At 44.1% G+C, this 16,429-nt stretch carries 14 protein-coding genes; 7 read left to right on the forward strand and 7 right to left on the reverse strand.

Annotated features, from left to right (window positions below):
• Positions 1-214: 214 nt before the first annotated feature.
• The 6 genes from F894_RS08380 to F894_RS08405 all read right to left on the reverse strand — a co-directional run bounded on the left by F894_RS08380 (position 215) and on the right by F894_RS08405 (position 7,247).
• A complete protein-coding gene (locus F894_RS08380; RefSeq protein WP_005247103.1) occupies positions 215-1,063 on the reverse strand; it encodes a class II glutamine amidotransferase in 849 nt (282 codons plus the stop codon).
• Positions 1,064-1,194: 131 nt separating this feature from the next.
• On the reverse strand, positions 1,195-2,103 hold the full coding sequence (gene argB, locus F894_RS08385; RefSeq protein WP_004279270.1) for an acetylglutamate kinase: 909 nt from the start codon (positions 2,101-2,103) through the stop codon (positions 1,195-1,197).
• A 10-nt stretch (positions 2,104-2,113) separates the two neighbouring features.
• On the reverse strand, positions 2,114-3,532 hold the full coding sequence (locus tag F894_RS08390; protein WP_005247105.1) for a phosphomannomutase/phosphoglucomutase: 1,419 nt from the start codon (positions 3,530-3,532) through the stop codon (positions 2,114-2,116).
• A gap of 384 nt (positions 3,533-3,916) precedes the next feature.
• A complete protein-coding gene (gene dut, locus F894_RS08395) occupies positions 3,917-4,369 on the reverse strand; it encodes a dUTP diphosphatase (protein WP_005247107.1) in 453 nt (150 codons plus the stop codon).
• 47 nt (positions 4,370-4,416) lie between these two features.
• Positions 4,417-6,456: a UvrD-helicase domain-containing protein gene (locus tag F894_RS08400; RefSeq protein ID WP_005247108.1), complete on the reverse strand. Its 2,040-nt coding sequence runs from the start codon at positions 6,454-6,456 to the stop codon at positions 4,417-4,419.
• Between the two features lie 137 nt (positions 6,457-6,593).
• On the reverse strand, positions 6,594-7,247 hold the full coding sequence (locus tag F894_RS08405; RefSeq protein WP_005247109.1) for a YiaD family glycine zipper/OmpA-like lipoprotein: 654 nt from the start codon (positions 7,245-7,247) through the stop codon (positions 6,594-6,596).
• A gap of 253 nt (positions 7,248-7,500) precedes the next feature.
• Between F894_RS08405 and F894_RS08410 the strand changes: the two genes are divergently transcribed.
• The 6 genes from F894_RS08410 (at position 7,501) to F894_RS08435 (ending at position 12,020) form a co-directional block, all read left to right on the forward strand.
• Complete coding sequence (locus F894_RS08410; protein WP_005247110.1) at positions 7,501-8,442, forward strand: acyltransferase; 942 nt, start codon at positions 7,501-7,503, stop codon at positions 8,440-8,442.
• 2 nt (positions 8,443-8,444) lie between these two features.
• On the forward strand, positions 8,445-9,509 hold the full coding sequence (locus F894_RS08415) for a hypothetical protein (protein ID WP_005247111.1): 1,065 nt from the start codon (positions 8,445-8,447) through the stop codon (positions 9,507-9,509).
• A gap of 159 nt (positions 9,510-9,668) precedes the next feature.
• The gene (gene minC / locus F894_RS08420) at positions 9,669-10,382 is read left to right on the forward strand and encodes a septum site-determining protein MinC (RefSeq protein ID WP_005247112.1); all 714 of its coding nucleotides are present in this window, start codon (positions 9,669-9,671) and stop codon (positions 10,380-10,382) included.
• Between the two features lie 66 nt (positions 10,383-10,448).
• Positions 10,449-11,261 (forward strand): septum site-determining protein MinD, encoded by an 813-nt coding sequence (gene minD / locus F894_RS08425; protein ID WP_004646120.1) that lies wholly within the window; start codon positions 10,449-10,451, stop codon positions 11,259-11,261.
• Positions 11,262-11,263: 2 nt separating this feature from the next.
• Entirely contained in the window at positions 11,264-11,536 is a 273-nt protein-coding gene (gene minE / locus F894_RS08430; RefSeq protein WP_004279256.1) for a cell division topological specificity factor MinE, read from the forward strand.
• Between the two features lie 196 nt (positions 11,537-11,732).
• A complete protein-coding gene (locus F894_RS08435; protein ID WP_004279254.1) occupies positions 11,733-12,020 on the forward strand; it encodes a PA4642 family protein in 288 nt (95 codons plus the stop codon).
• 61 nt (positions 12,021-12,081) lie between these two features.
• Here F894_RS08435 and F894_RS08440 read toward each other — a convergent pair whose 3' ends face one another.
• The gene (locus F894_RS08440) at positions 12,082-15,141 is read right to left on the reverse strand and encodes a DNA translocase FtsK (RefSeq protein WP_005247114.1); all 3,060 of its coding nucleotides are present in this window, start codon (positions 15,139-15,141) and stop codon (positions 12,082-12,084) included.
• A 249-nt stretch (positions 15,142-15,390) separates the two neighbouring features.
• On the opposite strand from F894_RS08440, the gene trxB reads away from it, so the two are divergent.
• Positions 15,391-16,353: a thioredoxin-disulfide reductase gene (trxB, locus tag F894_RS08445; RefSeq protein WP_005247116.1), complete on the forward strand. Its 963-nt coding sequence runs from the start codon at positions 15,391-15,393 to the stop codon at positions 16,351-16,353.
• Positions 16,354-16,429: the final 76 nt, after the last annotated feature.

The following is a 16,429-nucleotide window of genomic DNA, read 5'->3' on the forward strand; positions in this document are numbered from 1 at the left end:
TCAAATAAAAATGAAGCAAATTAGTCGGCTTTCCGCCTAAATCCGGCTTTTTCATTTTAAGTTTCTGTTATATATAATTAAAAATAATTTATCCTGAGTAAAAGGCTAAGATATTAATTAACCAAAAACTGTAATAAACCTTTATTTATTCTTAGATTTTTTCTTATTTAAAAATATAAAAAAACGGAGTTTAAACTCCGTCTTTGATCGCGTTTTAATATTGATCAGCTCGCGTGACACGTTTTAAGGAAGGATCAAGACGTTCACGTTCCAGACGTTCAACATGCGTCAACTGAGAACGCACTTTTTCCCCATGCTGAAACAGGATCATTTCACCCGGCTGGAAAGCAGTCCACTCTTCATTCTGAGTCAATGGTTCAGTGGTAATCACCGCCACACGATCTTCAGGAGTCGTGACCTGACTAAAGTCCACTTCGACATCAATATCAATCAGCTGAGCCGGTCTAAACGGGTATTCACGTACCAGCCAGTGGAGTTTAGTAATCGCATAGCTAAACAGCGCCTGACCATTCGACAGGCAGAAATTAAAGGTGCCATGCTCCGCGATTGCAGGTGAAATTTCAGCTAGAAGATCGAAAACCTGATCCAGTTTCGGCTCATGATAGCCAAAGCGTTTCACCAGTTGATCCAGCAGGTAACAGAAGGCACGCTCACTGTCGGTATTTCCGACTGGGGTAAAGCGCCCTGACAGTTCAGGAAAATAATCATATAAATCGCCATTATGGGCAAAAATCCACTGCCGTCCCCAAAGTTCACGGCTAAAAGGATGGGAATTTTCCAGATTAATTTTGCCTTGCGTAGCTTTACGGATATGCGCAATCACATTACGTGATTTGATTGGATAATTACGCACCAGCTCGGCAATCGGCGACTCAACCGCAGACTGGTTATCGACGAACAGACGGCAGGCTTTATCTTCAAAGAAAGCAATCCCAAAACCATCCGCATGATCAGAGGTAATGCCCGCCCGCTGGGAAAATCCGCGGAAGGAAAAAGTAATATCCGTCGGGGTGGCACAATTCATTCCGAGCAGTTGGCACATGGTCTGGTTTCAGCTCTCTATTTACTTAGAAGCTTATTGTGCATGACTGTTCCTGTCATTTCAAATATCTGGGTTTGATAAATCCAAATAAAAAAGAGCCTCTATTGAGACTCTTTTTCGCAAAAATTGGCTTAAGAACGATGCGGATTGGCACGATTGGTAATGAGGGTGCCCACACCATGATCAGTGAAAATTTCCAGCAAGCTGGCATGTGGTACACGACCATCCACGATATGTGCACTCACGACACCGCCTTTTACCGCATCCAGCGCACAACCGACCTTTGGAATCATGCCGCCATAGATCACGCCAGTTTCGATCAGACGATCGACTTCCTGAGTGGTCAAACCAGTCAACAGGTTTTTATTTTCATCCAAGACACCGGTGATATTGGTGAGCAAAATCAGTTTTTCTGCACCTAAGGCTTCAGCGACTTTACCAGCGACCAAATCAGCATTGATATTATAGGTATTGCCTTCTTCATCGACACCTAGCGGGGCAATGACTGGAATAAAGTCACTATTGGTAAACATTTCCAGAACATCGGTTTTCACGCCAACGACTTCACCGACCAGACCCAGATCAATTTGCTCAACTGAACCATCTTCAGCCACTTTTTCCATCAGCAGCTTTTGCGCACGAATCAGGTTGCCGTCTTTACCGGTAAGACCAATCGCACGACCACCATGCTGGTTAATCAGGTTCACGATAGATTTGTTAACGCTACCGCCAAGTACCATCTCGACTACTTCCATGGTCGCAGGATCAGTCACGCGCATGCCGTCAATACGGTCTGATTCGCGGCCCAGCTGTTTCAGCATGGAATCGACTTGCGGGCCACCACCATGTACCACGATCGGATTAATACCGACTGTTTTTAATAATACGATATCACGTGCAAATGAACTTTCCAGCTCAGGATCGGTCATCGCGTTACCGCCGTATTTTACCACCAGGGTTTTACCCGCAAAGCGTTGAATATACGGCAAAGCTTCTGTCAAAATCTGTGCTTTGTCGATGCCTGTTTGTTGATTTGGCATTCGCCTCTCCTTATTGAGCATCTAAAATGTCTTGAGCGATCTCTGGATAACGGTCACGCAACATGGCTACAAACAGATGACGAATTTCATTTAGACCTTGGGCATTATTGGCATCAAAGCGCACTGTGAAATACTCACCTGTATTGGATGCTCGAATGATGCCAAAACCATCCTCAAAATCAAGACGTATCCCATCAATTTTACTGATTTGCGCATTAATTCTTGCGGATTGTTGTTCAACGAAGTTTAAAAGCTCAACAGGACGTACTTGACGCGTTGAAATATAAAGATCTTCAGTACCATGTCGTTTTGGATAAGCCGCCAAGGCCTGCGCCAAACTTAGACCAGTTTGATCCAGATATTCCATGACTCTGAGCGCTGCATAGAGTCCATCATCATAGCCCCAACCGCGACCATCATTAAAGACATAATGTCCGGCATATTCCCCACCAAAAATCGCCTGATGCTGAGACTGGTTCAGATAAGTTCTGAGAAATGAACTGCCGGTACGAATCATCACCGGCTCTCCACCTAAACGTTGCACCGTATCACGAACTAAGGTTGAACATTTCACATCATAAACAAATTGGCATGGCGCTGAATCATTGAGACAAATTTCAGCAAACAGGCACAATAACTGATCGGCTGTAATAATCTGACCATGTTCATCAATCAGAACCAAGCGATCGCCATCACCGTCCAAGGCAATACCGAGATCAGCCTGCTGTTGCATGACGGTTTGACGTAAAGTCTCAAGATGTTTGTCTTGCGAAGGATCCGGCGCATGATCCGGAAAATGTCCATTCGCCTCACAACGTAAAGCAATCACTTCACAGCCCATTTTTCTGAGTACCAAGTCAGCACAACGTCCGGCTGAGCCATGCAGACCATCCAGAATCACTTTAAATGAGCGCTTTAATTGAATATCTTCTAATATTCCCTGCTGATACTGCAGGCAAAACTCTGGAATAATCTGATGCGGCAGTTCAGCTAAAGTAATTAGCTGGCTATCGCAATGTGACTTTGCCAGTTGGGCCACCTGTTGAATCATCTCAGGACAAGGTGGTTCACCATCAATAATCCATTTAATACCATTATCTTCTTTAGGATTATGACTGGCAGTGACCATAATGCCATTGCCATCAAACTGGCGTGCGGTGAAATATAGCATTGGGCTGGAACAACAACCTACAATAGTGGCTTCCAGCGAATAATCTTTAAAAATACGGGCAATCGTGTCGGCAAAAGCCGGACTACTGATGCGTGCATCATAACCAATGGCGACACGTGTCTCTCCCGCAGTCTGATACTGCTGGGCTAAACCGTGGGCAATTGCATCAATGATCCCGGCACCTAATAGACTGACGTTACCGCGTATGTCATAAGCACGAAAGATATGCATGGGGAATGGATGATTCATAGATCCCATAAAACTGTCTTTTCACTATTCGTTAAAATAAGGAGATTTAAAATGATGATTTCAGCATAATGACTTTAAACATTTGTTTTTGTTTTAAGACCCGCTATTTTTAAACGATTTCAATGTAACAATCAATTATAAAAATATAATCTACAACTTTAGAATTATAGGGTTCTTGTAATTAAACAATGATTATTTAATTATATTTATTTTGAGTTTCATCTGATTAGATATTTGATCACTACATAAATTTTAAATTTAAATAATTCTACTTGGCCAGAAAATAAGGTTTTATTTTTAAATATATTTCAATCCGCTCTTTCTTTTAATATTGAATCTAATCAACTAAAAATGACTTACATCCAGCTAATGAATGTAAGCCACGATTAAAATTTAGTTTTTACCCGTATGACCAAAACCGCCAGCACCGCGTTCAGTCGCTTCGAATTCATTCACCAGATCAAATTCAGCCTGTACCACCGGAACCAAGACATACTGCGCCAAACGTTCACCTGGCTCCAAGCTGAATGCCGTCTGGCTACGGTTCCAAACGGATACCATCAATTCACCCTGATAATCAGAATCGATTAAACCCACCAGGTTACCCAACACGATCCCATGTTTATGGCCCAAACCCGAACGTGGCAAGATCAGGCCAGCAAATGCAGGATCTTCAATATAGATTGCTAAACCAGTTTTCACCAAGACCGTTTGGCCTGGTTCAATGATCGTAGTTTCTGTAACACACGCACGCAAATCCAACCCCGCTGAACCTGTCGTAGCATAAGTCGGTAATGGCCATTCCTGACCGAGACGCGAGTCAAGGACTTTCACCTGAACTTTCATGTATTCATTCCTGTTGTTTCATTTAAAATAAGAGCAAGTCTTGTACCTTATCGTTTGATAAGATTACGCAAATTATCAAGATAATGTTGGGCTTGTAATTTTGGATCGATGTTACCGGCCAGCTTTTTCTTACGACCTAACCATTCCAGCTCATCTTCTGGTAATTCATCCAGGAAACGGCTTGGGGTCATTTGCTTCATCTGCCCGCCCGCCTTGCGCTGTTCTGCCAAAGTAATGGTCAAGCCCTGACGTGCACGGGTAATACCCACATACATCAGACGGCGTTCCTCTTCGACCGTTTCTGCAGCGATCGAGTTTTTATGTGGCAGAATTTCTTCTTCCAGCCCGATCAGATAGACATAAGGAAATTCCAGACCTTTAGACGCATGCAAAGTCAATAAATTGACTTTATCGGTGTCCTCTTCTTCCTGCTGCTGCTCGAGCATGTCCAGCAGCACCATTTTACGAATCACACTTTCAATATTTTTTTCATCAACATCTTCAGCGCGGTTAATCAGGCTTTGAATGCTGCTATAGAGCACTTCGATATTGTCGAGCTTGGTCTTTTCCTGCGCTGGTGTGGCTGCAGTTTCCTTGATGTAATCGATATAACCGGCTTCAATCATCATCTGGCGGATAATTGGCACTGGTTCATCATCATCCAGTAAATTGCGGGTAAAACCCTCAATAAAATCGGCAAACTCAGCCAATTGAGTCGTGGCCTTTTTCGGAATCGCCATGGTCAGACGCTGATCCGCAGCCGCAGCCAGAAGCGACAGATTATTTTCCTGAGCAAATAGACCGAGCTTTTCCAGTGTTACCGGACCAATTGCCCGTTTTGGCGTATTGATAATTCGTAAAAATGCACTGTCATCTTCAGGGTTAATGATCAAGCGTAAATAGCTCATCATGTCCTTGATTTCGGCACGTGCGAAGAAGGACTGTCCGCCAGATAATTTATACGGAATCTGCATCTGGCGCAGATGGGTTTCTAAAATACGCGCCTGGAAATTGCCGCGGTACAACACCGCATAATCTTTCCAGCTTTTACCGTTCATCAATTTATGCGTGATCAGGTCTTTAACCACGCGTTCTGCTTCATCATCATCATTGCGGCAGGTAATCACACGGATCACTTCACCATGGCCTTTGTCCGACCAAAGCTTTTTATCAAAAATATGCGGATTATTACCAATCACGGTGTTGGCTGCTTTGAGAATACGACTGGTCGAACGATAGTTCTGTTCCAGTTTAATCACTTTTAAATTAGGAAAATCCTGCTGCAGCAAGGCCATATTTTCCGGTTTAGCACCACGCCAGGCATAAATCGACTGGTCATCATCGCCTACGGCGGTGAACTGTCCCATCACGCCAACCAGTAATTTCACCAGAATATACTGCGCCGTATTGGTATCCTGATATTCATCGACCAGCAAATAACGCACGCGATTTTGCCATTTGTCACGAACTTCGGCATTTTCCTGCAGCAAGCGCGTTGGCATCACAATCAGGTCATCAAAATCCACGGCGTTATAGGCACGCAAATTACGTTCATATAATTGATATAAATGCGCAAACTGCACATCTTCGGCAGTTTCACAGGTAGTATGTGCCTGCTCGGGTGGAATCAGATCATTTTTCCAGTCCGAGATCATTTTCATGGCTTTGGCAATCAGTTCTTTGCTTTCTGCACCGGAAAAATTGTCACGCTGCATCAGATCCATCAGAATGCGTTTACAGTCGTCAGCATCCAGAATCGAGAAATTATTTTTCAGTGGGGTATGTTTCAACTCCAGGCGCAGCATATTCAGGCCAAAAGTATGGAAGGTCGAAACTGAAACGCCTTTACTTTCTTCACGCGTCAACAATTTGCTGACACGCTCTTTCATCTCACGTGCTGCCTTGTTGGTAAAAGTCATCGCAGTAATACGATGTGCGGGAATCCCACAATGCTTGACTAAATACGCGATTTTTCGCGTGATCACTGAAGTCTTGCCTGAACCCGCTCCTGCAAGTACTAACAAGGGTCCTTGAGTGTATTTCATGGCTTCAAGTTGCTTGTCATTTAACTGACTGGCGAGTGACATATGGCTTCCTCTTCTAGATTCGGCTCCGATTATAGTCATCTCTGCGTCAGTTGCCTAATTTAAAATACGATTAATCAGGTCAATATTCAGATATAAAAAAACCACCCGAAGGTGGTTTTTTCTTAAGCGTTCAAGAATTATTGAACTGCATATACCGCGATTTCTACACGACGGTTTTGCTCTTTACCTGCAGCAGTTGTATTGTCTGCAATTGGGTTCGCTGAACCTAAACCTTGAGCATTAATACGTGTACGTGAAACACCTTGGCCTGCCAAGTAAGTCGCTACAGAGTTTGCGCGTGCTTGAGACAATGGCAAGTTAATTGAGTCATTACCCGTGCTGTCTGTATAACCAGTTACAAGAATACCGCTCTTGTTATCTTCAGTTAATACTTGCGCTACTTTGTTCAAAGTGCCATAGAAGTTTGGTTTGATATTTGATTTGTTGGTATCAAATGTAATGCTGCCCGGCATTACAAGGTTAATCGAACCATCTGCATTACGGTTAACGTCTACGCCAGTACCTGCTGTTGCTTGACGTAATTTTTTCTCTTTATTATCAAGATAAATACCTGCTGCGCCACCTACAACAGCACCAATTGCTGCTGCACGGTTGTTTTGACGGCTAGTATTTGCATTACTTTTAGAAACGCCGTAGCCAGCCGCAGCACCAATTAAAGTACCTAAAGCCGCTTTATCATATTCCACACCACCGATGTTACTGCCAGTTGATTGACAACCTGTAAGTGCTACGGCCCCTGCTACAGCTGCTGAAATTACTAGTGCACGCATCGCATGACTCCTTGTTGTATGCTTTGTTGTATAAGCGAGATAATGATTTAAATTGAATGGTGTAACCATTGAATTTTTGTTAATAATAAATCGTTTAGTAATATTTTGTAATGTTTATATGTAACTAAATCAAAGTAGTTCATCACAATATCTTCATAGTTTCCTGTTCAGGCTTTTTTATTTGCCTAACTGTCTCTATATTACTCAAAATATGAAAAAATTTAAGCGATTAATCTGTGGGGACTGTTTGGATATGTCATCAAATAGCAATAAGCAACCGACTTTAAAAAAACTGGCACGTGGCCTGACGGTCACTTCAGTCATGACTGGCAGTACTTTTTTTCATGGCCCCCCGGTGCTGGCCTTGGGTTTAACCAAAATTTTTAAAAAATCCGCAAAAGTGGATGAAACCAATATCAAGATTACCAACAGCTGGTTAGGGGTCAACAACTGGCTGATTGAGCATGTGCTGAAAAACACGCAATGGCAAATCAGCGTAGATGAATCACTGGATTTGAATATGCAGGGCCGTTATTTGATGACCTGTAATCATCAGAGCTGGGTCGATACTACTGTCAATCAATACTTCGGTCTGACCCGTATGCCCCTGACGCGCTTCTTTACCAAATGGGAACTTATTTTTATTCCTTTTGTTGGTCAGGCCTTTAAAATTTTGGGTTTCCCAATGATGAAACGGCATAGCAAGGAACAGATTGCTAAAAATCCTGCGCTGAAATATCGGGATATGGAAGAGGCACGTAAATCCTGTGAACAGCTGATCAGTCAGCCTTTTACCCTGTTAAATTATCTGGAAGGCACGCGTTTTACCCAAGAAAAACATGATCAGCAGCAGTCTCCCTATACACATTTACTGAAACCTAAAGCCGGCGGTCTGGCATTAGCACTCAGTATTCTCGGCGATAAAATTGATGCGCTGGTCGACATGACCATTGTTTATCCTGACGGTATTCCGGGCTATGGTGAATTTTGGTTAGGTGAAGTGCCACGTATTGCGGTAAATTTAAGAAAAATTGATATTCCAGACTGGGTACTGGGCGGCAATTATGAAGATGATGCTGAATATCGTGCACGCTTTCAAAAATGGATTGATCAAATCTGGACCGAAAAAGATCAGCTCATCGCACAAATGCAGCAGAACTTTGCCCAAGCCCCGGTCGGATCTGTAACTGAGTAATTATGAAGAACGACAACCCGGACATTACGTCCAGCTCCTTTAAATTTGTTCGTAAAGGAACCTGGGGCTGGAAAATTGCACTGATTTACGACATTTTCATGATGGTTTTGATCGTCATCAACCTGTTCTGTCTCAGTGCCAACGCCATTTTAATGAGCGATTTTGGTCAGTGGTTGTTTGACTTCATTCGTTTACCCGAAGTGTTGCAGTTTTATAAAAGTGATTTACGCCCTTGGGTCATTATTACCGAGGGCTGGTTTACCACCTTCTTGGTCTGTGAATTACTGGCACGCTGGGTCATCGCGATTGTTCTGCGTCATCATCGACGCTGGTGGTTCTTCCCTTTTGTGCACTGGTATGAAATTTTATCCATTATCCCTCAACTACGTTTCCTGCGCCTGCTGCGTGCGGTTGCGATTGGCTACAACTTGCATAGCCATGGTTATAAAGTAATTCCCAATCGCTGGTATCGCCAAGGCAACTTTTATTACAACATGCTGATGGAAGAGCTTTCTAGTCGGGTGGTACTGACTGTACTGGACGGCATCAAGCGTGAACTGACCACAAGTACATCACATAAACAGTTAATTGATGATTTGGTGGAACATCACCGTAAATTACTGGCCATTGCCTTGGCAGATATCTTGCAGGAATCTTTGGGTAAGGAATTGCAGTCACAACGTTCCATGATCGCTAAAAATGTAGGGCAAGTAGTGAACCAGGCGATTGAAGATACTCCAGAACTGACCCAATTATTACGTTTGATTCCAATCGTAGGTAGCCGGATTGAACAGCAAATTCAAAGTATTGGTCAACGCCTCGGAGAAAATATCACGCAAGGACTGATTGAACCATTTACCCACACAGGTCAAAAAGAAAATCCGACTTTTACCCTAATTTCAGATAAAATCAGCCAGATTCAGATTGAACATAATCCACATATTGATAAATTGGTCGAATCGGCTGTTTTTGAAACACTTGAAGCAATCCGAAAACAGGTAAAAGTCAAACAGTGGCAACAGATTTTAGAAGAACATGAGCAAAATCAGAGCTCAATAGATAAGTAAAGTTTAAAGTACAGAATCAGACTAATCCGTCCGGTCCTGTTCGCATAAAAAAATAACTGAGATCGCTAGAGAATTACTGCAATTTGTTCTAGGATTTGCACTATTTACAACATTGCTTCGACACAAAACCAGCAGGTCAGAAGTATTTAAGGAAGAATTATGGCTGATATACGGATAAAAGGCAGAATGGTCAATGCGATACGCATTAGCCTAGATACCAATGATCATGATGCAATCCGCCAGCAACTTAGCCCAAAATTACAAGCAGCATTTCCACCCGGCACTTTGGCAGTCATTGAAAGTTCAGTTGAACAGGAACTCATTGCGCTGATCCAACTGTTAATCAGTCTGGATGTACAGCCTATGGCTGTTACTGAAGGCTTACTTGGAGATCAGGCGCGCGCCATTCAGTTCCCGGTACTGCCACCTGATCGGCAGTTAGAAGAAATTAAAGCCACCAAAGAACAGGTGGTGGAAGTTAAACCAGAACCTACAGCGGTGAATGATGATCAAGCCCCTGCTGCCCCGATCGTTGCGCATATCACCTCATATCATGATGAAATCCTGCGTACCGGCCAATGTATCGTGCAGCATAATGGCGACATTATTATTAATGCCGGCATCAACAGTGGTTCAGAAGTGATTGCTTCGGGCAATATTCATGTCTATGGCAGCGCACGTGGCCGTGTCATTGCGGGCGCGGGTGGCAATACTGCAGCACGCATTTTCTGTCATAGCCTCGAAGCTGAACTGATTTCAATTGCAGGAACCTATTGTGTGGCGGATGACATTCCACCGCATGTAGTTAAAAAGTCTGTGCATATTTACTTGAATGATCAACTAGAGCTTGTATTTGAAGCTCTACAATTTTAATGTATAAATAAACACCAAAAACCCCATTTTAAACAGGGGATTTGAACCATAACAGGAGTGGATTCGGTGGCGAAAATTGTTGTCGTAACATCAGGCAAAGGTGGTGTAGGTAAAACTACAACAAGTGCATCTTTTGCAACAGGTTTAGCCCTACGTGGTCACAAAACTGTTGTTATTGATTTTGATGTAGGTTTACGTAACCTTGATTTGATTATGGGCTGTGAACGCCGTGTAGTTTATGATTTTGTGAATGTTTTAAATAACGAAGCACGATTACAACAAGCACTGATTCGCGATAAAGATATTGAAAATTTATATATTTTACCTGCATCACAAACACGTGATAAAGATGCCTTAACCGATGAAGGTGTTGCTCGTGTAATGGATGAGCTTTCGCAGGAATTTGATTATATTATCTGTGATTCGCCTGCCGGTATTGAGCGTGGTGCTATTTTGGCCATGTATCATGCGGATGAAGCCATCATTGTGACCAACCCTGAGATTTCTTCAGTACGTGATTCTGACCGTATCATTGGTATGCTCGACAGTAAAACTAAAAAAGTAGAACAAAACGAAGGTCGCATTCGTAAGCATCTGTGTATTACCCGTTTCAATCCGGAACGTGCCGATAAACAGGAAATGCTAACGATTGATGATATTTCTAAGGATATTTTACGTGTACCGACCTTGGGCGTTATTCCTGAGTGTCCAAGCGTTTTACAGGCATCGAATGAAGGTAAGCCGGTGATTCTTTTCACTGAAGCTTCTGCAGGTCAGGCCTATGATGATCTGGTTGCGCGTTTCCTTGGCGAAGAGCGTCCTTACCGTCATATCGAGGTAAAACCTAAGGGCTGGTTAGCACGACTATTTGGAGCGTAGACATGGCAGGATTCTGGAGTAAACTTTTTAGTGGCGAGGATAAACCATCAAGCGCACGGACTGCTAAAGACCGTTTGAAGGTGATCGTTGCATCCGAACAAGGCTTGGGTCGTCGCTTGAGCCAGGACAAAATTGACCAGATGAAGACTGAAATTATGCAAGTGGTCAATCGTTATGTCCGCGGTGTCGATGAACAGCATATTCAAATGCAGGTTCGTTCTGAAGCCAATATTGAAATGCTTGAAATGAATATCAATTTACCTGAAGAACGATAATCTGATTTTTGATTGGTCAAGTAAATTGATTCAAGGCAAAATATGAGAGTGGTAGAAATAGTAGTTTAGCTATATTCCGCCCACTTGAAGCATAGCTTCAAGTCTTGCGACTAGGCAAAGCAGTGCTTTGCTAATCTAGTCTCATATTTTGCCTTTTTTCATGCCGAAAAAACTACATTAGATCAAGGAAATTGCGATGGCATTATCTCAACCAGCGACCTTTAACGAAGAATGGTCAGATGAGCGTGTATTTGCCTACTTGAATCAGCTTCCTCCTGCAGGTGTTAATGCTGATTTTCACGTGCTCTATCATGCTTTCAAGCATATGCGTCCATTTGATTATGAACGCCTGTTGACGAAATTTGTCGCTGATGGCCGTGATGTCAATGCAACCAATCCGGAAGGACAACGGATTCATGACGTGATTGCCACTTTCCCGCGTCAAAGTGCCGAGTTTCTGGATGTATTGGCAAAATTTGCCTGAGTCAAAATACATAAAAAAGCCTGCTTTGAAAGCAGGCTTTTTTATTGAAGGTAGACTGAAATTAAACCAGAATCTCGCGTTTACCATTGGCACCCATACCGCTGACAATGCCGTTTTCTTCCATCTGGTCAATGATCCGTGCAGCACGGTTATAGCCCAGACTGAATTTACGTTGCAAGGATGAAGTAGAAGCCTTACGGGTTTCCAAAACAAAAGCTACACACTGGTCATACAGTGCATCACGGTCTGAACTGCCCTCACCACCATCTTCAAAACCACGGCTGGATGGTTCTTCATCAAATGGTGTCAGGATCTCGTCGACATAATTTGGTGAACCACGTTCACGCCATGCATCGCAGATCCGGTTGACTTCGTCATCGGCAATAAAGGCACCATGTACACGCTCAGGTTCGATTTTACCCGGGCCGAGGAATAGCATGTCACCGTGACCGAGCAAGTCCTCTGCACCACCCGCATCCAGAATAGTACGCGAGTCGATCTTGGAGTTGACCCGCAATGCAACACGCGTCGGAATATTGGCTTTGATCAAACCGGTGATCACGTCCACCGATGGACGTTGGGTCGCAAGCAACAGGTGAATACCGGCAGCACGTGATTTTTGTGCCAGACGGGTAATCATCTCTTCAGCTTTCTTACCGACCTGCATGATCATATCCGCGAACTCATCCGCGACAATCACAATGGAAGGCAACGGTGTTAAGCGCGGCGCACGCTCACCCACAACAGAATCGCTGGCTTTCCAGGTTGGATCGATCAGGTCTTCACCATTGGCAATCGCCTCTTCCACTTTGCGGTTATAGTCGCTCAGTTTACGGATTTTCAGGAAAGACATCAGTTTATAACGACGTTCCATTTCATTGACACACCAGTTCAATGCGCTGACCGCATCTTTCATATCGGTAACTACAGGCGTCAATAAATGTGGAATATCGTTATAGTTCGCCAGTTCCAGCTGCTTCGGATCGATCAGAATAAGACGCAATTCATCCGGTGTATATTTCAGCAACATCGATAGAATCATCGAGTTGACCGCCACCGATTTACCGGAACCTGTGGTTCCTGCCACCAGCATATGCGGCGCTTTACCCAGATCAGCAATCACCGGATTACCGGAAATATCCTTACCCATTGCCATGGAGAGGATGCTGTTCGGATCAGTGAAGGCTGGAATGGTCAAAAGTTCGATCAAACGGACCATCTCACGGGTACTATTTGGTACTTCAATTCCGATATACGGTTTGCCCGGAATGACTTCAACCACACGGACCGATGCCATCGACATCGAACGTGCCAAATCACGCGAAATATTCGTCACTTTAGAGGCTTTTACCCCTGGCGCCAGATCCAGTTCAAAACGTGTCACGACTGGGCCTGGCTGTGCTTCTACCACTTTGGCTTTGACGTTGAATTCTTGCAACTTGATTTCAAGCAATTCAGATAAACGTGCCAGCTGCTCTTCAGTAAAATTCACTTTTTTATTCGGATCGACTTCATCCAGTAAATCCAGACCTGGAAGCGGTGATAAATCTTTTCGGCGCTCCACCACCTGCATGGCACGTGACATCGGACGGCCTGAAGCATCGGTTAAAGGAGCATCAAAATCAAACTCGTCTTCATCTTGTGGTTTACCAGCCGTTTCTTGCCAGGCTTCTACAAATTCTTCTTTAGATAAAGCCTCGCGTACTGCTGCATGAGTTGCAGAAGGAGGAGATACTGGTTGCTCTATACCCTGATGCTGAATTGGTGCCTGAACAAAAGCAGAAGATTGGGCATAGCTTGATGCACGTACTGGTTGGCTTGGCTCATCTTCTTCAATCAGTAAATCACCCAGGTCATCCAGATCGGCCTGTAATGCGCTATTTTTCACGACATGTGCCGTTGTCATAGACGCCATGACAGGTGCAACATTGGTCATGTCTTCTACAATTCTTGCCGTCTTTTCGGTTGGCGCTGTATTGAATGGACTATGCACATCGGTCGCAGTTTTGCCTTGCGGAACTGCAGCCAGAAGTTCATCAAAGATTTCATCATCATCCCAGTCCAGGCCTGTATGTGGAGCCGATGCGGTTCTGGTGTGAGCATGAGTCTGTGCTGAAACAGGTTGAGGAGCGGTTATATGTGAGACTGGAGAATTAAGCTGTTCTTCTTCGGCTGCTTTGAGTAAGGCATCAATATCCTGTTTATGGCGCTGATCTTCATTTGAATGTAAGGCACGCCACACCTCGCCTGTCGCTACCACACGATCCGGCTGTTGAGGCACTTGCTGTACTTGCTTAAATGTCTCGACTGGCTCAGGAGCCTGCTGCTCAGCCTCAGGAATATCCTCATAAAACTGCGGTTGTTGTGATTCTTTATCGGCAAAATCATCAAATAAGCGTTCAGCCACCTGATCGCGCACCACCGGATCTATTTCTACCAGTTGATGCTCAGGCGCAGGTGTTACTGCAACCACTACTTTTTTTGCACTAATGACTGGCTCTTTTTTGGCGACAGGTGCAGTCCGGTCAAAATCAGACATGCCTTCAGGCACATTGCGGTAGAACAGGTCTTGTAAATAAGCAGGGGTTACTTTGAGGCTGCTCCAGGTCTTGTTCCATTTCACCCCAAACGCCAAGGTAAATAGCACCACCCAAAGCACCAGCAGGAAGAATGCTGCACCGTATACTGTCAGCAGTTGTTCCAGACTCTGGCCTAATTCATAGCCAATAATACCGCCGGAAGAATTATCCAGCGTATCAGCAGGGACTTGCCAAAATAAAAACAACAACGCTGAGGTGGTCAGCAACAGGAAGAATTGCGCAGCATAGCGAAATGGCCGGTTCAGGAAGCTACGCGGCCACCAGACCTGAATCGCTTCCATAAACAGATAGACAGGGATCAGCAGACTTGCCCAACCAAGGAAGCCAAACAAAAGGTCTGCAATCCAGGCACCTGCTACCCCACTGGCATTCGAAACGGTCTGCGTATCACTGGAGATATGCATCCACCCCGGATCAAATGGCGTATAGGTCACTGTTGCAAGAAACAGATAAATCCCAAATGAGACTAAAAATAATGTCATTACTAAGCGCTGTGCATAGGCACTCGACACCGCTGTCATATACTGTCCTGTAACCAATTCTTCATGAATATTCTTTTGCTTCAATGCTTGAAAAAAGCGACGCAATAAAATACATATTATGCACCTGTTCTGTGAAAAAAGATGCACTATTGTGCAAGCACAATGTTACTTATGCTATATAGCCCAAATCGATTTCAATGATCAATAATATCGACTTTAATCTCACACCACTGTTATACAGTTTCACGTATAATTCAATAAATTTCTAAATAAAAAAGGATACAGCTGATGAGCGCACGTCACTCACGACTGATTATTTTAGGTTCTGGCCCTGCAGGCTATAGCGCAGCAGTATATGCAGCGCGTGCAAACTTGAAACCTACCCTGATTGCAGGCTTGCAACTGGGCGGTCAGCTGACCACGACGACTGACGTCGATAACTGGCCGGGTGATCCCGAAGGTTTGACTGGTCCAGCATTGATGGAACGTATGCAGGCACATGCAGAGCGTTTTGGCACTGAAATCGTGTATGACCATATCAATGAAGTGGATCTTAGCCAGCGCCCCTTCGTGTTAAAAGGCGATATGGAAGAATTCACCTGTGATGCCCTGATTATCTGTACCGGTGCAACTGCCCAATACCTCGGTCTGGAATCTGAAGCAGCCTATATGGGTCAAGGTGTCAGTGCTTGCGCAACCTGTGATGGTTTCTTCTATAAAAACCAGAAAGTTATGGTCGTAGGTGGTGGTAATACCGCTGTTGAAGAAGCGTTGTATCTATCTAATATTGCTTCTCACGTGACTCTGGTTCACCGTCGTGATTCACTACGTTCTGAAAAGATCTTGCAAGATCATTTATTTGCCAAAGAAAAAGAAGGCAAGATCAGCATTATCTGGAACCATCAGGTCGATGAAGTACTCGGTGATGCACAATCTGGTGTGACCTCAGTTCGTATTAAATCAACGCAAGATGACTCTACTCAAAACGTCGATGTGACGGGTATGTTTGTGGCGATTGGTCACAAGCCAAATAGCACCATGTTTGAAGGTCAGTTAGAGCTTCGTGACGGTTATATCCAGGTACAAAGCGGTACTGCAGGTAATGCAACCCAAACTTCGGTACCGGGTGTATTTGCAGCCGGTGATATTGCGGACAGCATTTACCGTCAGGCCATTACTTCTGCCGGTTCAGGCTGTATGGCTGCGCTTGATGCAGAAAAATATCTTGATGCGATGGGCAAACTAGACTAAGCAGCAAGAATAAAAAAGCCGTCCATTATGGACGGCTTTTTTATTGCTAGAATGAGATGATGATTTATCTATAGAT

The organism is Acinetobacter sp. CIP 51.11 (genome assembly GCF_000369665.1).
Lineage (GTDB): Bacteria > Pseudomonadota > Gammaproteobacteria > Pseudomonadales > Moraxellaceae > Acinetobacter > Acinetobacter lwoffii_S.